This is a genomic window from Cellulomonas sp. Y8 (genome assembly GCF_008033115.1).
In the GTDB taxonomy this organism is placed as follows: Bacteria; Actinomycetota; Actinomycetes; order Actinomycetales; family Cellulomonadaceae; genus Cellulomonas.
On record NZ_CP041203.1, the window covers coordinates 1483065 to 1506669 of the forward strand.

At 75.5% G+C, this 23605-nt stretch carries 25 protein-coding genes and 2 riboswitches; of the genes, 20 read left to right on the plus strand and 5 right to left on the minus strand.

The window, feature by feature from the left end:
• Positions 1-536: 536 nt before the first annotated feature.
• The 7 genes from FKM96_RS06655 (at position 537) to FKM96_RS06685 (ending at position 7087) form a co-directional block, all read left to right on the plus strand.
• On the plus strand, positions 537-746 hold the full coding sequence (locus FKM96_RS06655; RefSeq protein WP_147794571.1) for a hypothetical protein: 210 nt from the start codon (positions 537-539) through the stop codon (positions 744-746).
• A gap of 33 nt (positions 747-779) precedes the next feature.
• Complete coding sequence (locus FKM96_RS21350; RefSeq protein ID WP_246855236.1) at positions 780-1628, plus strand: DUF2599 domain-containing protein; 849 nt, start codon at positions 780-782, stop codon at positions 1626-1628.
• A gap of 439 nt (positions 1629-2067) precedes the next feature.
• Positions 2068-3591 (plus strand): ABC transporter substrate-binding protein, encoded by a 1524-nt coding sequence (locus FKM96_RS06665; protein ID WP_147794572.1) that lies wholly within the window; start codon positions 2068-2070, stop codon positions 3589-3591.
• A 4-nt stretch (positions 3592-3595) separates the two neighbouring features.
• The gene (locus tag FKM96_RS06670) at positions 3596-4552 is read left to right on the plus strand and encodes an ABC transporter permease (protein ID WP_147794573.1); all 957 of its coding nucleotides are present in this window, start codon (positions 3596-3598) and stop codon (positions 4550-4552) included.
• On the plus strand, positions 4549-5463 hold the full coding sequence (locus tag FKM96_RS06675; protein WP_147794574.1) for an ABC transporter permease: 915 nt from the start codon (positions 4549-4551) through the stop codon (positions 5461-5463). The genes FKM96_RS06670 and FKM96_RS06675 overlap by 4 nt, the downstream gene beginning before the upstream one ends.
• A complete protein-coding gene (locus FKM96_RS06680; RefSeq protein WP_147794575.1) occupies positions 5460-6290 on the plus strand; it encodes an ABC transporter ATP-binding protein in 831 nt (276 codons plus the stop codon). Before FKM96_RS06675 ends, FKM96_RS06680 begins: the two co-directional genes overlap by 4 nt.
• Positions 6287-7087: an ABC transporter ATP-binding protein gene (locus tag FKM96_RS06685; RefSeq protein WP_147794576.1), complete on the plus strand. Its 801-nt coding sequence runs from the start codon at positions 6287-6289 to the stop codon at positions 7085-7087. Before FKM96_RS06680 ends, FKM96_RS06685 begins: the two co-directional genes overlap by 4 nt.
• A 108-nt stretch (positions 7088-7195) precedes the next feature.
• Here the strand turns inward: FKM96_RS06685 and FKM96_RS06690 are convergent, their stop codons facing one another.
• Together FKM96_RS06690 and FKM96_RS06695 are read right to left on the minus strand one after the other, a co-directional pair.
• The gene (locus FKM96_RS06690) at positions 7196-9328 is read right to left on the minus strand and encodes an acyl-CoA dehydrogenase (RefSeq protein ID WP_147794577.1); all 2133 of its coding nucleotides are present in this window, start codon (positions 9326-9328) and stop codon (positions 7196-7198) included.
• Between the two features lie 45 nt (positions 9329-9373).
• A complete protein-coding gene (locus FKM96_RS06695; protein ID WP_147794578.1) occupies positions 9374-10093 on the minus strand; it encodes a TetR/AcrR family transcriptional regulator in 720 nt (239 codons plus the stop codon).
• Positions 10094-10227: 134 nt separating this feature from the next.
• Here FKM96_RS06695 and FKM96_RS06700 point away from each other — a divergent pair, with 134 nt between their 5' ends.
• Genes FKM96_RS06700 through FKM96_RS21355 form a run of 4 tightly spaced genes read left to right on the plus strand, consistent with a single transcriptional unit; the run spans position 10228 to position 13971 of the window.
• Positions 10228-11580 carry an acetyl-CoA C-acetyltransferase gene (locus tag FKM96_RS06700; RefSeq protein ID WP_147794579.1) on the plus strand — a complete coding sequence of 451 codons (1353 nt, stop codon included), beginning with the start codon at positions 10228-10230 and terminating at the stop codon, positions 11578-11580.
• Entirely contained in the window at positions 11580-12944 is a 1365-nt protein-coding gene (locus FKM96_RS06705) for a 3-oxoacyl-ACP reductase (protein ID WP_147794580.1), read from the plus strand. The genes FKM96_RS06700 and FKM96_RS06705 overlap by 1 nt, the downstream gene beginning before the upstream one ends.
• Positions 12941-13720, plus strand: coding sequence for a hypothetical protein (locus tag FKM96_RS06710; protein ID WP_246855237.1), 780 nt, complete (start codon positions 12941-12943; stop codon positions 13718-13720). The genes FKM96_RS06705 and FKM96_RS06710 overlap by 4 nt, the downstream gene beginning before the upstream one ends.
• Positions 13717-13971 carry a MaoC/PaaZ C-terminal domain-containing protein gene (locus tag FKM96_RS21355; RefSeq protein WP_246855238.1) on the plus strand — a complete coding sequence of 85 codons (255 nt, stop codon included), beginning with the start codon at positions 13717-13719 and terminating at the stop codon, positions 13969-13971. Before FKM96_RS06710 ends, FKM96_RS21355 begins: the two co-directional genes overlap by 4 nt.
• Before the next feature lie 287 nt (positions 13972-14258).
• On the opposite strand, the gene FKM96_RS06715 is transcribed toward FKM96_RS21355, so the two are convergent.
• Positions 14259-14678 carry a hypothetical protein gene (locus FKM96_RS06715; protein ID WP_147794581.1) on the minus strand — a complete coding sequence of 140 codons (420 nt, stop codon included), beginning with the start codon at positions 14676-14678 and terminating at the stop codon, positions 14259-14261.
• Positions 14679-14755: 77 nt separating this feature from the next.
• Between FKM96_RS06715 and FKM96_RS06720 the strand changes: the two genes are divergently transcribed.
• Entirely contained in the window at positions 14756-15379 is a 624-nt protein-coding gene (locus FKM96_RS06720) for a pentapeptide repeat-containing protein (protein WP_147794582.1), read from the plus strand.
• On the opposite strand, the gene FKM96_RS06725 is transcribed toward FKM96_RS06720, so the two are convergent.
• Positions 15312-15875 carry a hypothetical protein gene (locus FKM96_RS06725; RefSeq protein ID WP_147794583.1) on the minus strand — a complete coding sequence of 188 codons (564 nt, stop codon included), beginning with the start codon at positions 15873-15875 and terminating at the stop codon, positions 15312-15314. The two genes, FKM96_RS06720 and FKM96_RS06725, sit on opposite strands and share 68 nt — an antisense overlap.
• A gap of 114 nt (positions 15876-15989) precedes the next feature.
• A complete protein-coding gene (locus tag FKM96_RS06730; protein WP_147794584.1) occupies positions 15990-17366 on the minus strand; it encodes an aminotransferase class V-fold PLP-dependent enzyme in 1377 nt (458 codons plus the stop codon).
• A 48-nt stretch (positions 17367-17414) separates the two neighbouring features.
• Positions 17415-17531: riboswitch (SAM riboswitch) on the minus strand.
• 117 nt (positions 17532-17648) lie between these two features.
• Positions 17649-17751: riboswitch (SAM riboswitch) on the plus strand.
• Positions 17752-17757: 6 nt separating this feature from the next.
• Here FKM96_RS06730 and FKM96_RS06735 point away from each other — a divergent pair.
• From FKM96_RS06735 to FKM96_RS06765, 8 genes are all read left to right on the plus strand, one after another.
• Positions 17758-17967 (plus strand): DUF1737 domain-containing protein, encoded by a 210-nt coding sequence (locus FKM96_RS06735; RefSeq protein ID WP_147794585.1) that lies wholly within the window; start codon positions 17758-17760, stop codon positions 17965-17967.
• Complete coding sequence (locus tag FKM96_RS06740) at positions 17964-18389, plus strand: rhodanese-like domain-containing protein (RefSeq protein ID WP_147794586.1); 426 nt, start codon at positions 17964-17966, stop codon at positions 18387-18389. Before FKM96_RS06735 ends, FKM96_RS06740 begins: the two co-directional genes overlap by 4 nt.
• A complete protein-coding gene (locus tag FKM96_RS06745) occupies positions 18386-19639 on the plus strand; it encodes an O-succinylhomoserine sulfhydrylase (protein WP_246855239.1) in 1254 nt (417 codons plus the stop codon). Before FKM96_RS06740 ends, FKM96_RS06745 begins: the two co-directional genes overlap by 4 nt.
• 409 nt (positions 19640-20048) lie before the next feature.
• Entirely contained in the window at positions 20049-20222 is a 174-nt protein-coding gene (locus FKM96_RS20570; protein WP_168216900.1) for a hypothetical protein, read from the plus strand.
• Complete coding sequence (locus tag FKM96_RS06750) at positions 20219-20857, plus strand: hypothetical protein (protein ID WP_147794588.1); 639 nt, start codon at positions 20219-20221, stop codon at positions 20855-20857. The genes FKM96_RS20570 and FKM96_RS06750 overlap by 4 nt, the downstream gene beginning before the upstream one ends.
• Positions 20850-21899: a peptidoglycan-binding protein gene (locus FKM96_RS06755; RefSeq protein WP_147794589.1), complete on the plus strand. Its 1050-nt coding sequence runs from the start codon at positions 20850-20852 to the stop codon at positions 21897-21899. Before FKM96_RS06750 ends, FKM96_RS06755 begins: the two co-directional genes overlap by 8 nt.
• Positions 21884-22498, plus strand: a complete 615-nt coding sequence (locus FKM96_RS06760) for an ABC transporter ATP-binding protein (RefSeq protein WP_147794590.1) — start codon at positions 21884-21886, stop codon at positions 22496-22498. Before FKM96_RS06755 ends, FKM96_RS06760 begins: the two co-directional genes overlap by 16 nt.
• 83 nt (positions 22499-22581) lie before the next feature.
• Positions 22582-23589, plus strand: coding sequence for a hypothetical protein (locus FKM96_RS06765; protein ID WP_147794591.1), 1008 nt, complete (start codon positions 22582-22584; stop codon positions 23587-23589).
• Positions 23590-23605: the final 16 nt, after the last annotated feature.

A 23605-nucleotide genomic window follows, 5' to 3' on the forward strand; every position in this document is an offset into this window, starting at 1 on the left:
CGGGCTGGGGGCCCGCTGCGCGGCGGTCGGGGGACCGGGCCGGCGGCGGCGGGCGGGCATCGGCAGACGTGACCCAGGTTACCCGCGCCCGGCACCCCGCTCGGACGTCCGCCCGGGGACGGTCCCGCCCTCCGCACGAGGGTGGACGCGCGCGGCGTCCCCCCGCTCGTAGCCTCCCGGCATGACCGCTCTTCCTCCAGGGTCCCCCGACGTCCCGCGGGTCCCCGGGCTGCTCGGCGACCCCGCCCCCCGGGACGCTGCCCTCCCGGCCACGGTGCTGGCCTACCCGGGGCGCGACGTGGCCTGGACCTACGGGCTCCTGGTGGGCGGCGGAGCGGCGCTCGGCGCGGTGGTGCACCTGCTCCGGGACCGGCTGCTCTCCCTGGAGGTCCTGCCGTGGCGCGGAGTCCTGGTGACGGTCGACCGGGTGGTCGACGGCTGGGGCCCGTGGGGCGCGGTGGCGCTGGTCGCCGCCGGGGCGCTGCTGGGGTTCGTCGTCGCGACGGGCGAGGTCGAGAAGGAGCCCCCGGTTCGAGGTGTCGCCGGAGCACGTCGTGGTCGTCCGGGGCCGGCGGCGGCGCACCTACCTGCGGGCGGACGTCCGGGAGGCGCTGCACGACGACGGGGCGCTCGTGCTGCTCGCGACGAACGGGACCGAGCTGGCGCGGACGACGACCGGCATCCCGGCGCCCGACCTCGAGCGGGCGTTCCGCGGCGCGGGCTACGTCTGGGACCCGCACGCCTGACGGGCGACGTCGTCGTCGCGGGACAATGGCGCGGTGACGCGACGCACACCCCGGTCCCTGGCGGCCGCCGCCCTGCTCGGGTCGCTGCTGCTGGCCGGCTGCACCGGGGGTCCGGCGGGGCCGCGCCCGGGCACCCCGTCCGTCGCGTCGACCGCCACCACCGGCGCGGGCGGTCCCGGGGCGTCCGCCGACGCCCCGGGCGCCGCCGCCGCGCGCTCGGACGGCGCCCCGGTGGCCTCGGGCGGGGTCACGCTGTCCGTGCTGGCCCCCGCCGGCGCCCCGACGACCGCGCCCGCCGACGACGACGCCGTGCTGCTGGGGGTCGCGGTGCCGGTCGACGACCCCACGCGCACGCTCGTGACCGTCGCGACGCTCGCGCCCCCGGAGGGCGGCACGATCGACGTGCTCGACGACCTGTCCGCCGTGGTCCGCAGCGCCGACGGGGCGGTGCTGGCCGGGCTCACCGCCCCGCTGCTGGACGACCCCGCCGGCCGCACCGTCCGGGTCCGCACCGCGGAGGACGGCACGGTGACCTGGCTCGCGGAGGGCGCCGCCGGGTCGGGCGCGGCGGGCGGCACGGTGACCGCGACGTTCGCGGCGACGGCCGTGCTCGACGCGACCTGGCGCGACCTGGCCGACGAGGGCGGCCGCTCGCTCGCCGTCGAGCCCGCCGCGTGGGCGCGCCGGGGCAGCCTGGCCGCCGAGGAGGCGGTCTGGTCCGCGCTGGTCGCCGCCGAGCCGGAGGCGGACGCGCAGAACGTGCGGGACCAGCTCACCTGCCACCTGATCGGCGCGCCCGACAAGGCCACCTGGAACCTGGAGCCGTGGCGGCCGGACGTCGGCCTGCTGGAGACGATCGCGGCGCTCTGCAACCCGTCCTGACCGACCCGCGCGCACCGACCCGCGCGCCCGCATGCCGGACCGCCCGTCCCGACCCGCGGTCGGTTGTTGCTACAGTCATCCGCATCATGCGCCAGACGACCCTCCCCGCACGCACCCGCGCCTGTCGACCCGCGTCGACCGCCGCGTGCTGTTGTCGTCGCTGAGCGTCCCGCGTCCCTGACGCCCGCGCGTCCCTGACGCGCCCGGCGCGCCGCCGCACCCGCGCCGGCACCGCCGCCCGGAGCCCGCTCCGCCCACACGCGCCCGTCGCGCCACCCCGTCCCGGGAATTCCCGACCCACCGGTCTGGTTCCGGTCCACCGGGGAGCCGCGGCGCCGACGCACGCACCCGGCCGCGGGCAGCCCGCCCGCCGCCCGGACGCACGCCCATCCCCCTCGCGCGGCACACCGCCGCGCGGCCCTCCCGGAAGGACACCCCCGTGAGCACCCGTCGCTCCCGCCGCGCCCCGCTCGGCGCCGCCCTGGCCGTCGCCGCCCTGGCGCTGGCCGCCTGCGGCTCCGGCTCGGGCTCCGGCGACTCGTCCGCAGCCTCGGGCACACCCGACGCCTCGGCCGAGATCGTCATCGGATCCACCAACGAGCCCACCGGGCTCGTCCGCAACGTCGGCGGCTCGTCCGGCGTCTCGCAGACCATGACGCGCAACGTGTTCGAGGGCCTGACCTCGGTGGACGTCGACGGCCAGGTGATCCCGACGCTGGCCGAGTCCTGGGACGTCTCCGAGGACGGCCTGTCGTACACGTTCCACCTGCAGCCGGACGTGACCTTCCACGACGGCACGCCGCTGACCGCGGACGACGTGGTGTGGAGCATCTCCGAGGCGATCGGCCCGGAGTCGAAGTCCGCCCGCAAGAGCGACCTGCTCGTCATCCAGCAGGCCACCGCGGTCGACGACGCCACCGTCGAGCTCGACCTGTCCCGCCCGTCGCAGGGCCTGACGTTCTACCTCGCCTCCGTCACGATCGTGAAGGACGGGGACACGGAGCTCACCAGCGACAACGGCACCGGCCCGTACCGGTTCGTCGAGTGGGTGCAGGGCGACCACCTCACCATCGAGAAGTACGACGGCTACTGGGGCGAGCCCGCGCAGAACGCCGGCGTCACGTTCCGGTTCTTCCAGGACACCACCGCCCTGAACAACGCGCTGCTCACCGGCGACCTGGACCTGGTCATCGCCGAGGACTCCCCGGACCAGCTCGTGCAGTTCGAGGACGACCCGGACTTCACGATCACCGAGGGCACCTCGACCACCAAGCAGCTCTGGGCGTTCAACGACCGCGAGGCGCCGTTCAGCGACGTCCGCGTCCGCCAGGCGCTCTACAAGGCCATCGACCGCGACGCGATCCTGTCGGCGGTCTGGGACGGCTACGGCCAGGTCGTCGGCTCGATGGTCCCGCCGACGGACCCGTGGTTCGTCGACCAGGCCGACGTGCACGGCTACGACCCGGAGGCCGCGCAGGCGCTCCTCGACGAGGCCGGCGTCACCGACCTGGAGATCTCCGTGGACTACATCCCGGACGACACCACCGAGGCGATCCTCGCGCTGCTCACCAAGAACCTCGCCGCCGTCGGCGTCACGCTGACCCCGAACCCGATCGACGACGCCACCTGGTACCAGAAGGTCTACACGGACCACGACTTCGAGACGACCCTCATGGGCCACGTGAACCCGCGCGACGTGCTCTGGTACGCGAACCCCGACTTCTACTGGGGCTACGACAACCCGCAGGTGCAGGAGTGGGTCGCCCAGGCCGACGAGGCGAGCACCGAGGCCGAGCAGGTCGACCTGCTCAAGCAGGTCAACGAGACCATCGGCGAGGAGGCGGCGTCCGCCTGGCTGTACCTGGACCCGCAGATCCGCGTCGCCCGCTCCGACGTCACCGGCTTCCCCGTCGACCAGGTGACCGAGTCGTTCTACGTCGCCGACATCGTCCGGGAGTCCTGACACCGTGCGCGCTGCACTGCTGCGGATCGGCGCCCTGCTGATCTCCCTCGTCCTGGCCAGCGTGGTCGTGTTCGTCGTGCTCCGGCTGCTGCCGGGCGACGCCGCGGGCGCCACCCTGGGCGTGGGCACCACCACGGACCAGCTCGACCAGCTCCGCTCGGAGCTCGGGACGGACCAGCCGGTGGTGACGCAGTACGTGCAGTGGCTCGGCCAGATCGTCCGCGGGGACCTGGGCACGTCGTTCGTGTCCCGGCTCCCCGTGGCCGACCTCATCACGCAGAAGCTGCCCATCACGGTGCCGCTCAGCCTGTCCGCGTTCGTCCTGGCCGTGCTCGTGTCGGTGCCCCTCGGCGTCATCGCCGCGGTGCACCGGCGCGGGCCGGTCGGGGTCGCGGTGTCGGCCGTGTCCCAGCTCGGCGTCGCGGTGCCGGTGTTCTGGGTGGGCGTGCTGCTCGTGCTCGTCCTGGCCCTGCAGGCCCGGTGGCTGCCGGCCGGCGGGTTCCCGCGCACCGGCTGGGACGACCCCGCCGCGGCGGTGCGGTCGCTGGTGCTGCCGGTGGTGACCGTGGCGATCGCGATGTCGGCGGTCATGGTCCGGTACGTGCGGTCCGCGACCCTCGACGTGCTGGACCAGGACTACCTCCGCACCGCGCGGTCTCTCGGCTACGGCCGGTGGCACGCGCTGGCGCGGCACGGGCTGCGCAACGCGGCCGTGCCCGTCGTGTCGATCCTCGGCATCGAGCTGGCGACCTCGCTGCTCGGCGCCGTGGTGATCGAGAACGTGTTCGCCCTGCCCGGGCTGGGCACGCTGCTGCTCGACTCGGTGACCTCCCGCGACCTGCCGGTGGTGCAGGCGCTCGTGCTGGGGCTCACCGCGATCGTGCTGATCATGAACGCGCTGGTCGACCTCGGGCAGCGCGCCATCGACCCGCGGCTGCGGACGGCGGAGGTGACGGCATGACCGGCGAGCTGACCACCACGAGCCCGGTCGCGCGGGGCGTCGAGGCGCCCGGCGCCGCACCGGAGACCCCCGCGACCGGGCGGTCCCGCGGGGGCCGCCGCCTGCCCCCGTCGCTCGTCGTGGGCGCCGTCCTGGTCGGGGTGGTCGCCCTGGTCGGTCTGGTGTCGCTGTTCTGGACGCCCTACGCGCTCGACGACACCGGCACCGGCGAGCGCCTGGCCGGCCCGAGCGCCGCGCACTGGGGCGGCACCGACCGCCTCGGCCGCGACCTGCTGTCCCAGCTGATGACCGGCGCGGGCAACGCCCTGGTCGTCGCGGTCGCCTCGATGCTCGTCGCCGGGGTGCTCGGCGTCGCGGTCGGCGTGCTCGCCGGCGCCACCCGGCGCTGGGTCGACGTCACGCTGCTCTCGGCGGTCGACCTGCTCATCGCGTTCCCCACGCTGCTGCTCGCCATGCTCATCGTCACGGTGCGCGGGGCCTCCCTGTCGTCGGCGATCTGGGCCATCGGCATCTCCGGGTCGGCCGTCATCGCCCGGGTCACCCGGGTCAACGTCGCGCGGGTGCTGCGTGAGGACTACGTCACCGCCGCGCACGCCGCGGGCACCGGCTGGTGGGGCACCGTGCTGCGGCACGTCGTGCCGAACGTCTGGCCGACCCTGCTGGTGCAGCTGATGCTGCTCGGCGGCGGCGCCGTGCTCGCCGAGGCGTCGCTGTCCTACCTCGGCCTGGGCGCCCCGCCGCCCAACGCGTCCTGGGGCCGGCTGCTCCAGGAGGCGCAGTCGACCATGCTCGTCCAGCCGTGGGGCGCGATCCTGCCCGGCCTCGCGATCGTGGTCGCCGTGCTCGGGCTGAACCTGCTCGGCGACGGCGTCCGCGAGCGCACCGACCCGAACCTGAGGGGGGACCGATGACCGCCCTGCTGTCCGTCGAGGACCTGACCGTCACCACCTCGACCGGGCGCCGGATCCTCGACGGCGTCTCCTGGTCGCTGGACGCGGGCGGCCGGCTCGGCGTCGTCGGCGAGTCCGGCTCCGGCAAGTCGATGACCGCGCTGGCCGTGCTCGGCCTGCTGCCCGAGGGGATGCGGGCCACCGGCCGCGTCCTGCTCGACGGCGAGGACCTGCTGACGCTGCCCCCGCGGCGGCTGGCGAAGGTCCGCGGCGGGCAGGTCGCGATGGTGTTCCAGGAGCCGCTGACCGCGCTCGACCCGCTGATGACCGTCGGCCGGCAGATCACCGGCCCGCTGCGGCTGCACCGCGGGCTGCGCGGCGCGGCGGCGCGCGAGGAGGCGGCCCGGCTGGCCCGGCTCGTGCACCTCGACGACACCGAGCGCATCCTCGGCTCCTACCCGTGGCAGCTGTCCGGCGGGCAGCGGCAGCGGGTCGCCCTGGCGATGGCCCTGGCCTGCGAGCCGCGCGTGCTGCTGGCCGACGAGCCGACGACCGCGCTCGACGTGACCGTCCAGGCCGAGGTGCTCGACCTGCTCGACGACCTCGTGGACCGGACCGGCGTCGCGCTCGTCTTCGTCACGCACGACCTGCCCGTGGTCGCCCGCGTCGCGCGGGACCTGGTGGTCATGCGCGACGGCCGGGTGGTGGAGCACACGTCCGTGGCCGCGGCGCTGGCCGGGGGCGAGGCCGCGTACACGCGGGAGCTCGTCGGGGCGGCGCGGGCGGTGACGGGGCTGCCCGGAGGGTCGGCCGCGGGGCCGGCGACGAGCGGGGAGGCGGCCCGATGACCGCGACCGTCCCGACCCCCGCCGGCGCGCCGGACGCCCCTGCCGCGCCCGTGCTCGAGGCCGTCGACGTGGTGCGCACGTTCGGCGCCACCCGCGCGCTCGACGGCGTCTCGGTGCGCGTCGAGGCCGGCCGCAGCGTCGGCATCGTCGGCGAGTCCGGCTCCGGGAAGTCGACCCTGCTGCGCCAGCTGCTCGCGCTCGACTCCCCCACCGCGGGCGAGGTCCGGTACCGCGGCGAGTCGCTGGCGCGCCGCGACCGGCACCTGCTCCGCCGACTCCGCGCCGACGTCCAGCCGGTGTTCCAGGACCCGCGGTCCTCGCTCGACCCCCGGATGCGGGTCGGCGCCGTGGTCGCGGAGCCGCTCCGCTCGCTGAAGGTCCCGGGCGACCACCGGGAGCGGGTCGCCGAGGTGCTGGCCGCGGTCGGCCTCGACCCCGACGTCGCGTCCCGGTACCCGGCGCAGTTCTCCGGCGGGCAGCGGCAGCGGATCGCGATCGCGCGGGCCCTGGCGCCCCGGCCGTCGGTGCTCGTCGCCGACGAGCCGGTCTCGGCGCTCGACGTGTCCGTGCGCGGGCAGGTCGTCGACCTGCTGCAGCGGCTCGCGGCGGAGCAGGGGCTGACGCTGGTGCTCGTGTCGCACGACATCGCCATCGTCGGGCGGCTGTGCGAGCGGACCGTCGTGCTGCACCACGGCCGGGTCGTCGAGGAGGGGCCGACGGCGTCGCTGCTGGCGTCGCCGCAGGAGGCGTACACCCGCCGGCTCCTGGCGGCGGTGCCGCAGCTGCCGGGGGTCTGAGGCCCGGCACGACCCTCGAGTGGACGGTTCTGCCGGACACGCCCCGGGCGTGTCCGGCAGAACCTTCCACCGCGGGCGGGGTGGCGGCCCGGGCTGCCCCGCCCCGCCTCAGCGCGCCGGCTTGGGCTCCGGCACCGGCTCCGTCCCCGACGCCCGCGCGGCGCGCTGCGCCTCCCGAGCCTCCGCCTGCCGCTCGGCCTCCGCGCCCGACGCGATCTCGGCCCGCACGTGCTCCGGGGAGTACCCGAACGCGTCGACCAGGTCCTGCGCGTGCGGCCGCAGCCGGAGCAGCAGCCGCTCGATGTAGGACGTCACCGTGCGCGCCCGGCCCGCGGACAGCCGCCCGTTCACCAGGTACCAGGCGAGGTTGCGCTCGATGACGGTGAGCCCGAACAGGTCGCGCAGCCGGGTGAGCACCTGGCGGGTGCCCGCGTCCGGCACCGCGTCGAGCGCCCGGGTGAAGGCCTCCCACTGCAGCAGCTCGGCGTGCGCGCGGGCGGCCTCGACCAGCTCGTGCTGGTGGGCGTCGAACAGCTCGGCGGCGACCTCGGGGGCGGCGCGCCGGGCCGGACGGAGCGCCTGGGCGAGCTCGGCCACCATCGTCGCCACCCGGTCCGCCAGGAGGTCCCGCTGGGTGTGCGGGTCCCGGAGCTGGCCGGCCGACCGGCGCGCGTCGCCCGCGTCGACCAGCGTCTGCACGGCCCGGGCCAGCGGCATCCGGTGCAGCGCGGCGTCGGCCGCCTTGCCCGCCACCAGCCGGGCCATGACGGCCGGGTCGCCGCCGACCTGCGCGGCGTACCGGGCGAGCAGCCGCTTGCCGACGAGCTGGTAGAGCACGGTGTTGTCGCCCTCGAACGTCACGTAGACGTCGAGGTCGGCGCGCAGCGAGGTCAGCCGGTTGGCGGTGAGGAAGCCCGCGCCGCCGCACGCCTCCCGGCACGTCTGCAGGGTGCGCAGCGCGTGCCAGGTCGACGTCGGCTTCAGCGCCGCCGCGAGGGTCTCGAGCTCCTCGCGCGACTCCGGGGTGTCGTCCCGGCCGGAGAACACGTCGTCGAACGCGGCGAGCAGGTGCTCGTGCGCGAACGTCGCGGCGTAGGTCTCGGCGAGCAGCGGCAGCAGCCGGCGGCGGTGCTCGCCGTAGTCGAGCAGGACCACCTCGTCGGTCGGGGACGCCCCGGCGAACTGCCGGCGCTGGTTGCCGTAGGTCACCGCGACGACCAGGCCGAGCTTGGCGGCGTTCACCGCCGCGCCGTCGAGGGAGACCCGGCCCTGCACGAGAGTGCCGAGCATGGTGAAGAACCGGCGACCCGGGCTGGCGATCGGCGAGGAGTAGGTGCCGTCCGCCGCCACCGAGCCGTACCGGTCGAGCAGGTCGGCCCGCGGGACCCGCACGTGGTCGAACCACAGCCGGCCGTTGTCGATGCCGTTCAGCCCGCCCTTGAGGCCGTCGTCCTCGCCGCCGACGCCCGGCAGGAACTCGCCGGTCGCGGCGTCCCGGATCGGCACGTGGAAGGCGTGCACCCCGTGGTTCACCGGCCGCGGGTCGTCCGGGCCCTGCGACACGAGCTGGGCGAACACCACCGCCGCCGTGCCGTGCTGGCCCGCGTTGCCGAGGTAGTCCTTCCACGCCGCCCGGAACGGCGTGTGCAGCACGAACTCCTCGGTGGCGGGGTCGTACGTGGCGGTCGTGCCGATGCTGGCGACGTCCGAGCCGTGGCCGGTCTCCGTCATCGCGAACGCACCGGGCACGTCGACCGACATCGCGCCGGGGAGCAGCCGGTCGTGGTGCCGCTCGGTGCCGAGGTGCAGGATCGCAGACGCGTACAGGCCCCACTGAACGCCGGCCTTGATCTGCAGCGACGGGTCGGCGGCCACCAGCTCCTCGAACCGGGCCAGGCTGCCGCCGTGGTCGTCGGCGCCACCCAGCCGCTCGGGGAAGGCGCGCAGCACGTCGCCCTCGCGCGCCAGCGTCCGGAGCTGGTCGAGCACCCGGGCCCGGTGCTCGGGGACGGGCAGGCCCTCGACGCGCTGGAACCGCGGCTGGGCGACCACGTCGCGCGCGCCGCGGCGCAGGTCGGCGTACCGGCCCAGCAGCACGTCGGTCAGCCGGGGCACGTCCACGCGCGGGTCCGCGTGCTTCCGGCCGTGCGGGTGCCCGGCGCCGGTGGGCCGGACGGTCGCGGTCGGGGTCGTCACCGCCGGGCCGGGGGTGGTGGCCGGGGTCGGTGCGGTGGTCGTCATGCGCGTTCCCTCCGTCGGTGCGTCGCCGTCGACGCACGGGGTGGATCAGTCCTGCGGGTGCTCTCGGTCCTGCCGGTCTCCCTGCGGAGCGGGCTCGGTGCGTCCGGCCTGCTCGCGGGTGCGCGCGCCGACCGGCCCGGCCCACAACCAGGCGGCGACGCGGGTGGCGACGTCCTCGCGGTCCTCGCGGCCGGCGTCGGGGGTGCCGGGCGCCGCGAGCCAGCGCTCCCCCGCACCCCGCACGAACCCGACGGCACCGGCGGCCCACAGCCGCGTCCAGGCGGCGTCGGCGGGGTCGGCCGTGGCGCCGGGGCCCTCCTCCAGCGCCCGCACGAACGGCGCCGCCACCAGCTCGGTGACCGAGTCGAGGAAGTGGCCCACGGAGCCGCCGCGGGTCACGAACGCGTACACGTGCGGCGAGGACTCGATCATCGACAGGTAGGTGTCGACCATCCCCCGCAGCGCGTCGCGCGGCCCGGCCGCCCCCGCCGCGGCGACGTCCAGGGCGTCGCGGATGTCGGCGACCACCGCCGCGGCGACCGCGAGCTGCAGGCCGTCCTTGTCGGTGAAGTACCGGTAGACGATCGACTTCGACGTGCCGGCGGCCGCTGCGATGTCGTCCATCGACACGTCCGGGCCGCCGTGGTGCACCACCTTGCGCGCGACGCGCACGAGCTCGGCGCGGCGGGCCTCGCGGTGGTCCTCCCACCGGGTCGACCGGCCGTCGTCCGTCGCCGTCGACGGTGCGCGGGTGATCGGGGTCACAGAACCGACGGTATCAGGTACTGTGAGTTTCGGGCACCGTTGCTGCAAGGGACCGAGGTCCCGACTTTCCCCGGCCGCAGCGGGCAGGACCCGACCGGCACCACCCTGATCGACGACGATGCGGGAGGACCCCGATGGCAGCGACCCCCAGCTCACCCACGGCAGCCACGACGACCGGCGGCGCGCGCGCCGTGGTGGTCGGCGGCAACCGGATCCCGTTCGCGCGGGCCGGCGGGCCGTACGCCCGGGTGAGCAACCTCGACATGCTCACGGCCGCGCTCGACGGGCTCGTCGCCCGGTACGGGCTGCAGGACGAGGTCCTGGGCGAGGTCGTCGCCGGCGCCGTGCTCAAGCACAGCCGCGACTTCAACCTCACCCGCGAGGCCGTGCTCGGTTCGCCGCTGTCGGCGCGCACCCCGGCGTACGACCTGCAGCAGGCGTGCGCGACCGGGCTCGAGGCGGTCGTGTCGATCGCCAACAAGATCCGGCTCGGCCAGGTCGAGTCGGGCGTCGCGGGCGGCGTCGACTCCGCGTCGGACGTGCCGATCGCCGTCAGCGAGGGCCTGCGCCGGACGCTGCTGACCCTGGCCCGGGCGAAGACGGTCCCGCAGCGGCTCAAGGCCGCGTCGGCGCTCCGGCCCGGGGACCTCAAGCCGGCGACGCCGCGCACCGACGAGCCGCGCACCGGCCTGTCGATGGGCGAGCACCAGGCGCTCACCACCGCGCAGTGGGGCATCTCCCGGCAGGCGCAGGACGAGGTCGCGCTCGCCAGCCACCAGCGGCTCGCCGCCGCGTACGACGAGGGGTTCTTCGACGACCTCGTCACCCCGTACCGCGGCCTCGTCCGCGACCAGAACCTGCGCGCGGACACCTCGCTGGAGAAGCTCGGGAAGCTGAAGCCGGTGTTCGGCACCCGGCTCGACACCCCGGCGACGATGACCGCCGGCAACTCGACGCCGCTCACCGACGGCGCGTCCGCGGTGCTGCTCGCGTCCGAGGACTGGGCCCGCGCCCGGGGCCTGACCCCGCTCGCCGCCGTGGTCGACGCCGAGACCGCGGCCGTCGACTTCGTGCACGGCGAGGACGGGCTCCTGATGGCCCCCGTGTACGCGGTGCCGCGGCTGCTCGCCCGGCAGGGCCTCGGGCTCGACGACCTGGACTACGTGGAGATCCACGAGGCGTTCGCGTCCACGCTGCTGACCACCCTGGCGGCCTGGGAGGACAAGGAGTTCTGCCTGTCCCGCCTCGGCCTGGACGACGCGCTCGGCACCGTCGACCGCGAGCGCCTCAACGTGCACGGCTCCTCGCTGGCGGCCGGGCACCCGTTCGCCGCGACCGGCGGCCGGATCGTCGCGACGGTCGCCAAGACGCTGCACCGGCGCCGGGCGGAGCTGCTCGCCGCCGGCGAGGACCGGCCGGTCCGCGCCCTGGTGTCCGTGTGCGCCGCGGGCGGCCTCGGCGTCGCGGCGATCCTGGAGGCGGTGTGATGGCCACCGACACCTACCTGGACCTGGTGAACAGCGGGTTCACCGCGAAGGTCGCGAAGCAGCTCGGCCTCCCCCGTCCGGCGCGGCTGCGCCGGTACCGCGCGGGCGCCCCGCTGGTCGACGGGCCGGTGCTGGTCCTCGGCGAGGGCGGCGACGCCGACACGCTCGCGCAGTTCCTGGCCGGCACCTCGCCCGAGCACAAGGGCTGGGACCTGGACGTCCGCCGGCACGCCGGCGAGGGCACCCGGTTCGCGGCCGTCGTCCTCGCGCTGACCGACGTCGCGCACCCGCGGGACCTGGCCGAGCCCCTGCTGGCGCTCGCGCCGGTGCTGAAGACGCTGGCCCCCGGCGGCCGGGTCGTCACGGTGTCCCGGGGTGCCACCCCTGACCAGGCGCCTGCGCTCGCCGCCGCGCGTCAGGGCGTCGACGGCGCGCTGCGGTCGATCGCGAAGGAGCTCCGCGCCGGGGCGACCGGCAACGGCGTGGTCCTGGCCGACGACGTGCCGGTCACCGCGCCCGCCGTCCTCGGTGCCCTCCGGTTCCTGCTGTCCGCCCGGTCCGCGTACGTGGACGGCCAGCTGCTCCCCGTCGACTCCGCGGCCGGTGCGCTGCCCGCGGACTGGGAGCGGCCGCTGGAGGGCCGGGTCGCCGTCGTGACCGGCGCGGCGCGCGGGATCGGCGAGGCCATCGCGACCACGCTCGCGCGGGACGGGGCGACCGTCGTCGCCGTCGACGTGCCCGCCGCGGGCGAGGCCCTGGCCGCCGTCGCCAACCGGGTCCGCGGCACCGCGCTGCAGCTCGACGTCACCGCGGACGACGCCGGCGCCCGGATCCTGGAGCACGCGCTCGGGCGGCACGGGCGGCTCGACGTGATGGTGCACAACGCCGGCATCACGCGGGACAAGCTGCTCGCCAACATGACGGCCGACCGCTGGGAGTCGGTGATCGCGGTGAACATCGCGGCGCAGCTCCGGATCAACGAGACCCTGCTGACCTCCGGCGACTTCGCCGACGCGCCGCGCATCGTGTCGCTCGCGTCGACGTCGGGGATCGCGGGCAACCGCGGGCAGAGCAACTACGCCGCGTCGAAGGGCGGGGTCATCGGCATGGTGCAGGCCACCGCGCCGCTGCTCGCCGCGTCCGGAGGCACCGCCAACGCGGTCGCCCCCGGTTTCATCGAGACCGAGATGACGGCGCGGATGCCGGCGCTCACCCGGCAGGTCGCCCGCCGGCTCTCGTCGCTCCAGCAGGGCGGGCTGCCGGTGGACGTGGCCGAGGCCGTGGCGTTCCTCGCGTCGCCGCAGGCGGGTGGGGTCGTCGGGCAGGTGCTGCGGGTGTGCGGGCAGAGCATGGTGGGACGGTGACGGCGGTCGAGGCGCGGGCGCGGGCCGGCGGGGCGGACGGAGCCGGGTCCGGCGGGGCGGGCGGTTCCGCCGGTCGGCGGGTGCTCACGCTCGCGGAGTCGCCCGGGCTCGGCGGGCTGTACGCGCGTGCCGGGCTGGCCTCCGGGCGCGCGGCCGTCGGCGGTCCGGTGCGGCGGGTGCTGGGCGGGGTGCCGGGGATCCCGGGCGGCCCGGACGCCGAGAGCCCGCGCACCGCCCCGGCGCTGCCGTCCGTCGAGCACCGCCTCGGCGGCGTCGTCCCCGACCCGGCGCGGCTCACCGCCTACCAGCACCTGGTCGGCGAGCCGGCGTCGGACGTGCTGCCGGCGGGGTTCGTGCACGTCCTCACGTTCCCGGTCGGCATCGCGCTGATCGTCCGGCCGGACTTCCCTATGCCGCCGCTCGGCATCGTGCACCTGGCCAACCGGGTCGAGCAGCGCTCCCCGCTCCGGGTCGGGGACGTCCTGGACATCCGGTCCTGGGCGGAGGACCTGCGGCCGCACCGCAAGGGTGCGCAGGTCGAGCTGGTCGCCGAGGTGCGCCGCGCGGGCGCGCCGCCGACGAGCCGCCGGCCTGGCGCGGGGTGTCGACCTACCTGGCGCCGGGGGTCCGGGTGCCCGGGCCGGAGCCCGAGGACGGCGCCCGCCCGGAGTTCGTGGCGCCCGTGCCCACCGGTCGGTGGGCGTTCGACGCCGGGGCGGGCCGCCGGTACGCCGCCGTGTCGGGCGACGCCAACCCCATCCACCTGCACCCGTTGACCGCGCGGGCCCTCGGCTTCCCGCGGGCCATCGCGCACGGGATGCTCACCGCTGCGCGGGCGCTCGCCGCGGTCGGCGCCCGGCGCGGGGAGGCGTACGACTGGGACGTCGAGTTCGCGGCGCCGGTGCTGCTGCCGTCGACGCCGGTGGTGCGGGTCGCCGCGTCCGGTGACGGGGCGTGGTCGGTGACGGCGTGGGACGCGAAGCGCCGCAGGCCGCACCTGACGGCGGAGGTGCGGGCGCGGGGGTGAGGCCGACGCGGTCCGGCGGGTGCGCGGCGTCTAGGTGAAGAGGGCGCGGAGCATCCGCCGGACCGGGCCGCCGCGGGTGAGGCGCCGGTGCTCGGCCTCCCAGTACGCCACACCCTCCCGCGCGCGGGCGGATGTCCTCCTCGAGCTCCTCGTACCTCGCGCGCTCCCGGTCGCGGGCCCGCTGCCACAGGTCGCCGCCCTCGGAGAGCCGCGCGATGTACTCGTCGACCTGGGCCTGGACCTCCGGTGGCCACCCGCGGCGCGGCCGAGGCGGCGTGGACTCGGGGTCAGGCGTCATCGCAGCGCTCCTCGCTCGTCCGGCCCCGGCTCAACGCTAGCGTCACGAGCGCCGAGCGGACACCATCGTCCGCGCCGCCGCCGAGCGCCTCCAGGACCCCCGATGCCGGGACGGTCCCGTCCGGGTCGTCCTGCGCCGCCACCCAGCGGAAGACCGCCCACCACTGCGCGAGGTCCCGGTCCTCCACCTGCCCGCGCCTGGCGACGGCCGACCGGAGCGCCGCGTCCTGACGCGCCTTCTCCGCCGCCGCCCGGTCCGCCCGGATCCGTGCCCGCGTCGCCGCGAACCCGACCGCCGCGGCGAGCACCGCCGCCAGCGCCGCCGGCCCCGGGGACAGCAGGAACTCCGCCAGCCACTCCGCCGTCCCGAGCGCCGGCGCCGCCTGCGTCACCGCCGCTCCCGCCGCCATGCCGACCACGCTAGGGGCGCCGGGACCCCGATCGGCCGTCGTCCTCAGGCCGGGTCCCGGGGTGCGAGGCTGGACCCATGCCCGCCCCGCGCACCGACCTCCTCGACCCGTACCCCGGCCCCGTCGAGCCCGAGGGCGACTACGACCGCCTCCTGCTCGACGGCCTCGACCTCGCCGGTGCCGACGCGGAGAGCGCCCGGTTCATCGAGTGCCTGCTCCGGGCGTGCGACCTGGACGGGGCGGAGCTCGACCACGCCCACCTCGTCGACACCACGCTCGCCGAGTGCCGGGCGGGGATGCTCCGCGCGCGCTCGGGCACGTGGCGCGACGTCACGCTCGCGGGCTGCCGGCTCGGTGCGCTGGAGGCGTTCGGCGGCTCGTGGGACCGGGTCACGGTCGAGGGCGGCAAGATCGACTACCTCAACCTGCGCGACGCCCGGCTGCAGGACGTCCGCCTGGTCGGCTGCACCATCGGCGACCTCGACCTCGCGGGCGCCCGCGCGGCGCGGGTCCGGCTGGAGGACTGCCGGGTCGGGCGGCTGGACCTGACCCGGGCGCAGCTGAAGGACGTCGACCTGCGCGGCGCGGAGCTCGCGGGCATCGACGGCACCGCCGGGCTGAAGGGCGCGACGATCAGCCAGGCGCAGCTGCTGGACCTGGCGGGCGCGCTGGCGGCGCACCTCGGGGTCGCGGTGCGGTGATGCCGCGCCGGCCCGCCGTCACCCCGCGGGCCCGACCGACGCCGAGAGCGCGGTTGCGGCCGCGCGGATCCGGGCCGCGTGCTCGCGCACGACCGCCGCGCGCGCGTGCGGCTCGGCCCCCCTGCTCCGCGCGCGACCCGTTGACCGGGATCGTCATCGCGTCCAGGGTGGTCGCCTCCTCCAGCAGGCCGGCGAGCGCGTCCCGCGCCACGTGGTCGTCGGTCCGCGCCCCCGCGTCCAGCAGCACCTCCCGCCCCGACCGGAGCGCGTCGCCGATCTCCGACCAAGCACTCTGCTGGTCGGCGACGCCCGCGTCGACGAGGCGCTGCTCGCGCTGGTCCCACGCCTGCCACCGGGGGTATCCGGCGGCCGCGGCGCCCGCGCCGACCACGAGCACCGCCATCGCCGTCACCAGCCCGACCCGGCGCCACCTCCCGCGCCGACGGGCCCGCGCCCGGTCCAGCGCCGCGTACGGCGTGTCCACGACCTCGCTCACCGCTCCGTCCTCCCGGCACCCCGCGGTCAGTGCACCACGGGGTCCCGGCTCGGAGGAACCCCGAAACCGGCGCCGACGACCCGCCCCCTGCGCGGGCCGCCCGGCGCCGGGGTCTCAGTCCTCGACGGCCGGCCCGCAGGCCGCCGCGGCGGTCGCCGCGATCGCGTCGATGCCGGTCACGGCGGGCCGGGGCCGGGTGTCGTCCGCCACGGTCCAGCAGCCGTCGACGACCTCGTAGGACGCCGCGGGACCGTCGGTGACGTACGCGTGCAGCCCGGCGAGCAGCCGGTCGACCGTCTCCGTGGCCGTCCCGACCCCGACGGAGGCGCGGATCGCCCCGCCCGTCACGCCGACCCGCGCCAGCAGCGGGTGCGCGCAGAACCGCCCGTCCCGCACGCCGATGCCGTGCTCGGCGGACAGGTAGGCGGCCACGAGGCCGGAGTCGTGGTCGCCGAGCGTGAACGCGACCACGCCGACCGGGTCGGTCGAGTCGGACCACAGCCGCAGCACCCGGGCTCCCGGGATCGCCGCGAGCCCGTCGACCAGGCGCTCGCGCAGCGCGCGCTCGTGCTCGACGAGGGCCCCGGCGGGCAGGGCGTCCAGGGCGTCGCACGCCTCGGCCAGCGCGACGGCGCCGAGCACGTTGGGCGACCCGCCCTCGTGCCGCGCGGGCGCCGGCTGCCACAGCGTCCGGTCGGTGCGCACGTCGCGGACGGCACCACCGCCGGCCAGGTACGGCGTGCCGGCGTCGAGCCAGTCGCGCCGGCCCACCAGGGCGCCCGCGCCGAACGGCGCGTAGGTCTTGTGCCCGGAGAACGCGACGTAGTCGACGCCGCTGTCCGCCAGCGAGAACGCCCGGTGCGGCACGAGCTGGGCGCCGTCGACGGCCACCCGCGCGCCGGCCTCCTGCGCCAGCGCGACCACCGAGGCGATCGGCAGCGCCTCGCCCGTGACGTTCGACGCCCCGGTCAGCGTGACGAGCGCGTACGGCTGCCGGGCGAGCTCCGTGCGCAGCGCGGTCAGCGTCTCGGCGACGGTCGGCGCCGACGGCAGGATCGTCGCCGTGCGGCCGGAGCCGCGGACCGAGCGCACCCACGGCAGCAGGTTCGCGTGGTGCTCGACGTCCAGGACGAGCACCCGGCCGCCGTCGGGGACGCAGCCGGCCAGCAGGTTCAGGGCGTCGGTGGTGTTCCGGGTGATGACCGCGACGTCGTCGGGGCGCGCGCCCACGAACCGGGCGACCGTGGCGCGCGACGCCTCGTACAGCGCCGTCGACACCTGGGACAGGTAGCCGGCGCCGCGGTGCACCGACGCGTAGAGCGGCAGCACCTCGACGACGCGGGCGGCGACGGACTCGAGCGCCGGCGCGGACGCGGCGTAGTCGAGGTTCGCGTACGGCACGGACCGGCCGTCGAGCGGGACGCGCGTGTCCCCGCCGACGACGGGCAGCAGGGCGGTCTCGGCACACGAGGTGGTGGCGGTGACGGACATGGGACTACCCCCGAGCGGATCGGTGGGGGCCCGGTCGCCGACCGGGCGACCCCGCGCTTGCCGGCCACCGGTCGGTGGACGGCCAGGTCGTCACCCGGGGCACCCCGCCGCGGAGGGGAGGGTTGCCGGCCAGCGAGCCGGGGCTTCGCGCTGGCGCTCATGACCTCGTCCGAGGATGGGACGGCCCGCGCGCAGGTGTCAACCGTGGTCCACGGTGCGACACGGGTTCACCCGGGCGCGGTCGGGCGGTCGTCCTGGTCCGGGCGATGGCGTAGCATCGCCGCACCATCCAGAGCGGCCGAGAGATCTGGCTCGTCGACGCCGCAGCAACCCGCGGACCCCCACCGGGGCCGGCCGAGGGTGCTTCCGCCAGATCCGATGGAGGAGAGGCATGACCGACACCGACGACCGCCTGCGCTACCGCCTGCTGACGGGGCCCGACGACCGCTCGTTCTGCGAGCGGGTCAGCGCCGCCCTGGCCGAGGGCTACGAGCTCCACGGCGGGCCTGCCGCCACCTTCGACGGGGAGCGCGTGATCGTCGCGCAGGCCGTCGTGCTGCCGGCCGCGGCGGCCCCGAGCACCCCGGTGCGCCCGCTGTGACCGCGCCGTACGCGGGTGACCTCACCCCGCAGGAGGCCTGGGACCTGCTGCTGACCGACGAGCGCGCCGTCCTCGTGGACGTCCGCACCGAGGGCGAGTGGCAGACCATCGGCGTCCCCGACACCGCCGACGCCGGCGAGGGCCGCACGGCGTTCGTCGAGTGGACCGACGCGTTCGGCCGGCCCAACCCGGCGTTCCTGGACGGCCTGGCCGCCGCCGGCGTGACCGCCGACGACCCGCGCCCCGGGGTGTTCCTGTGCCGGTCGGGCGTGCGCTCCGTCGCCGCCGCCGTCACCGCGACCGCCGCGGGCCTCGGCCCGGCGTACAACGTGCTCACCGGCTTCGAGGGCGACGTCGGCCCCGACGGCCGCCGGGGCCACCAGGGCTGGCGCGCGGCCGGCCTGCCGTGGCGGGAGGCGTGAGCGCCGCTCCCGGACCGGCGGACTGGCACGACGAGCGGCTTCCCCGGGAGTCCCTGCGGCCCGACACGCTCGCCGTGCGCGGCGGCCACGTCCGCACGCCGTTCCAGGAGACGTCCGAGGCGCTGTTCCTCACGCAGGGCTACGTCTACTCCCGCGCCGCCGACGCCGAGGCGGCGTTCGCGGGCGAGGCCGACCGGTTCCTGTACTCCCGGTACGGCAACCCGACGGTGTCGACGTTCGAGGAGCGGCTCCGGCTGCTCGAGGGCGCCGAGGCCTGCTACGCCACGGCGTCCGGCATGTCGGCAGTGTTCACCGCGCTCGCCGCGCTCGTCCGGTCGGGCTCGCGGGTCGTCGCCGCGCGCGCGCTGTTCGGGTCGTCGGTGGTGATCTTCGACGAGATCCTCGCGAAGTGGGGCGTGCGCACCGACTACGTCGACGGCCACGTGCCCGCGCAGTGGGAGGAGGCCCTGTCGACCCCCGCGGACGTGGTGTTCTTCGAGACGCCGTCCAACCCGATGCAGGACCTGGTCGACATCGCCACGGTCAGCCGGCTCGCGCACGCCGCGGGCGCGGTCGTCGTCGTGGACAACGTGTTCGCGACGCCCGTGCTCTCCCGGCCGCTCGACTTCGGCGCCGACGTGGTCGTGTACTCGGCGACCAAGCACATCGACGGGCAGGGACGGGTGCTCGGCGGGGCCATCCTCGGCACCGACGCGTTCGTGCACGGGCCGGTGCAGACGCTGATCCGGAACACCGGGCCGTCGCTGTCGGCGTTCAACGCGTGGGTGCTGCTCAAGGGCCTGGAGACGCTGTCGCTGCGGGTCCGGCACCAGACGGCGTCCGCGCTGGAGCTGGCGACCCGGCTGGAGGGGCATCCGGCGATCGCGCAGGTCCGGTACCCGTATCTGCCGTCGCACCCGCAGCACGCCCTCGCGCTCGCGCAGCAGTCGGGCGGCGGCACGGTGGTGACCCTCGACCTGCGCGTGCCGGAGGGGTCGACACCCGCGGAGGCCAAGGCGCTGACGTTCGGCGTGCTGGACGCGCTGCGGGTCGTGGACATCTCGAACAACCTCGGCGACGCGAAGTCGCTGGTCACGCACCCGGCGACGACGACGCACCGCAAGCTCGGCCCCGACGGGCGTGCTGCGGTCGGCATCGCGGAGTCGACGGTGCGGCTGTCGGTGGGGCTGGAGGACGTCGACGACCTGGCCGACGACCTGGAGCAGGCCCTGGGGACGCTGGGCGGCTGACAGGTTCAGACGCATGCCGCGATCGACGGGGCAGAGCTCGTGCTCATCTTGGCGCGGCGCCACTCAAATGCCTTTCAGCACGCCCTCCCCGAGCGCCTAGCCACCTCAATTCGTCTTTCTCGCACGCTCATTCAGCGAGATCAGATCACCTATTTTCGCGCGGACTGGTTCCTGCTAGTTTCCACATTCGACAGCCGCATCACGGACTTCATCCTCCTGTCGAAAAGGAAACGCCATGCACCCTGGTCGAATCATCGCGGGTCTCAGCGCGCTCGCTCTCACCGCCGGCCTAGCCGTCGGCTCCATCGCCGGATCGCCTTCCGCGACGGCGGCGACCGGTGACGGCGTCGAGCAGATCCAGGCGCGGGATTACTGCAGCGGAAACATCAACTACTACCCCACGTGGGGCGTGTACAACCGCCAGGGCCTGACGAACAAGACGAACCCGAACCCCTTGTGGTTCTACCAGGACGGCAAGGTGGGACCGAACGCGGCGAAGTCCGGCGGCAACTGGACGACGGGCGGCAAGGGCGTGACGTACTGCGGCAACAACTTCTACTACTCGGTCAACGGGAAGCTGTGACCGCCCCCACCTTGCGGGCAATCACCGTCGGGGTGGCGGTGTGCGCGCTTGCCGCGTGCACCGCCACCCCGGACCCGCGCTACACCACCGCCCCGTTGGCGGGCGATGTCCCGCAGTTCGACGGCCCCTGGGCGGCCGAGCTGACCGAGCACTACCGTGACAGTCTCAGCGACCTGGAACGCGAGATCCTGCGCGACGGGGTCATCACCGAGGACGAGCAGCAGGCACTGCACGACTGGTACATCGGCTGCATGGCCGGCCAGGGACTGAGCGTCACCCTGCTCGACAACGGCGGCTTCGACCTCGGCTCATCCGATCAGGACCGGATCCTGGCAGCCGAGAGCGTGTGCCGTACCAACACGCTCGGACTCGCGTGGGAGATGCGCGCAAACCCCGAGAATGTTCCTCCGCTCGAGGCCACGCACGCGTGTCTGCAGCGGCACGGGCTGCTCGCCGCCTCCTTCACGCTGGACGACTTCGTCCGCCTCCTCGACGAGGAAGCAGACCCCAGCATCGAGTGGAACGCCTGGTCCGACTTCCACTGGAGTGAGGAGACGATCGCGTGCAACCGGGACCCATTCGACATCCTCGGGCTGTTCCCCGAGGACTCCACGCTCGAGCCCTACCGTGGCTGACGCGGCCCGCCGTCTCGTCTCGGGCGGCACGATTGCCCTGCTCGCGCTGCTTCTCGTCACTGGAACCGCTGCAGTCACTACCGCAGTGCTCACCGCGCCGCGGCCGGACCTCCTGGCCGACGCGGACCCGCTGGACGAAGTGCCGGTGTCGTCGTACCAGTACGGCGACCCGCGACCGGTCCGGGTGACCCTGACCACCCCCGAGCCCCTACCGCTGGTCGCGCAGGCCTCCGGCACGGTCACCGCGTCGTGGTGCACGCCAGGCGACGAGGTGGCGAGCGGTGGTCCGCTGATCGCCGTCGACGGAGCCACCGTCGTCGGGCTAGCGACCGCGACGCCTCTCTGGCGCGATCTGAGCGCGGGTCTCCGCGGCGACGACGTGCAGGCAGTGCAAGACGAGCTCGACCGACTCGGTTTCGCGACCTCGGGGTCCGGCCGAGTCGATCGCTCCACGACGTCCGCGCTGCGGTCCTTCGCAGAGGCGCACGGGATCGCCCTCCACCGCGACGGCCCGCTGTTGCGACGCTCTGCGGTCGTATGGCTCCCTTCCTCGACGGCACGCGTGGAGTCGTGCGAAGTTGTCGTCGGAGGTGACCTCGCTGCCGGCGCGGAGTTCGCGACGCTCGCGCCGCCCCTCGTGCGCGCCGTCGCCCATACGCCTTCCGGCCTGGTGCCCGGCACCCGTGTGCTGGCGGTGGACCATGTCAGCGTCGCGGTCGGGGCCGACGGCGTCGTAGACGACCCCGAGGCCCTCGCCCTGCTGTCCACGACCCCTGGGTACCAAGCAGCACGAGCGACCGACGAAGATGCTCTCTCGGGTGTGCTCACGCTCGACGAGCCGCTCGCCGTCATCTCCGTCCCGGTGACCGCGGTCTTCGGGGAGGACGCCGAGGGCAACGCGTGCCTGATCGGGGACGGTGCCGAGCGCCAGGTGCAGGTGATCGCCTCGGAACTGGGGCAGGCGATCGTCACCGTGTCCGGTGATGTCCCGTCCACAGTGACCGCCGTCGTGGGCCGGAGAGCTTCGTGCAGGTCGAGCTGAGCGGGCTGGGGCACCGGTACGGCGAGGGCGCGGCCTTGTTCACCGGACTCGACCTCGTCCTCGTGCCGGGCCGGACCTACGCCGTCACCGGGTCCTCCGGGTCGGGTAAGTCGACCCTCCTCGCGATCCTCGCCGGGATGCTCCAGCCCTGGGCGGGCGACGTCCGGAGCGAGGGCGTGCGTCAGGTCCGCTGGGTCTTCCAGAACCCGTCTGGCGTCCCCCGGCGCTCTGTCCTGGACCACGTCGTGCTAGGCCTCTTGCTCCGAGGATGGCGGCGGAAGGACGCGATCCCAGAGGCAGACCGGCTGCTCGACGAGTTCGGACTCGGCGACCGGGCGCATCTCCCCTTCGCCGCGCTGTCCGGCGGGGAGGCCCAGCGGCTGATGCTCGCGCGTGCTGTCGCGTGCGCGCCTCACCTGCTGCTGGTCGACGAGCCCACCGCCCAGCTCGACCAGGTCACGGCCCAGGGCGTGAACGCGTGCCTCGGCCGCATCGCGAACCGCGGCGCGATCGTGGTCGTCGCGACTCACGACCGAGGCACACGGGACGCCTGCACGGACGTGGTCGACCTGTCCCAGTTCCGTCCGAGGCACCCGTGACACGGCGACGTGCCGTGCGCGCGTCCACGGTGCTCTCCGAAGCCTGGCGGGACGTCGCCACGGGCACGTCCCGGGTGTGCGGGGTGGCGATCGCACTGACGCTCGCCACGGTCGTCTGCCTGGCTGCCGACGCGTTCGCCCTGGACCGCTTGGTCTCCGGCGCGATCGACTTCCGGCAGTCGGGTGCCGCGACGTACGTGCTCGTGGCCGAGGGCCGGGTGGCCGCCGACGCGTGCGACCGGCTCGGCTCCGTGACCGGGATCGGCGACGCGGGCGGACTGCGGGTCGCCAGGAACACCCTCGCGCCTGAGCGGATGCCGAGCACGAACCTTCCCGTGTTCGAGGCGACGCCCGGAATGGTGTCGGCTCTGGCCCCATCAGGTCGGGCCGGCCCAGGCGTCCTGCTCGCCGAGCGCGTGGCAGAGCACCTCGGGCTGGAAGCGGGCGACGAACTGCTCGCAGGGGGCGAGGCGATCGCCGTGCGAGGCACGTACGCGTACCCGGACGACGGACGCCGCACTGGGATCGGCTACGCAGTGCTGGCACCGACCGCAGCGGTCGGCCTTGTCGACGAGTGCCGGATCACGGTGTGGCCGCCGTCGCAGGAGCACGCGCGGCTGCTGTGGTCGACGCTCCGCGATGGCATCTTGGACGAAGCCGAGGACCCGAGGGTCCAGCAGCTGAGCACCCGACACGGGCAGACCTTCGCGGGGGGCGCGGAGCATGACGCCCGGGTGACCCGCTTCGCACCGATCGTCGCCGGAGCTGCGGCAGCGTGCGTGGGCCTCGTAGCCGTGCGTCGCCGGCGTCTCGACCTCTCGGGTGCTCTGCACCTCGGCTGCTCGCCATCGGCCCTGCTCGCACAGATGCTGCTGGAGGCGCTCTCTGCGGTCGCGGCAGCGGCTGGCCTCACCGGCGCGGGGACGGTCGTGCTGCTCGCGTTGCCGGTCGGAGCCCTCGACGCCGGGGCGATCGGCCGTGTTGCCGCCTCCTGCGTCCTGCTGATGGCGTGCGGTCACCTGCTGGGTGTGGCGATCGCCACTCTCGCCGTCCGGGAGAAGCACCTGTTCCGGTACTTCCGGCACCGCTGACGCCTGGAGCACGATG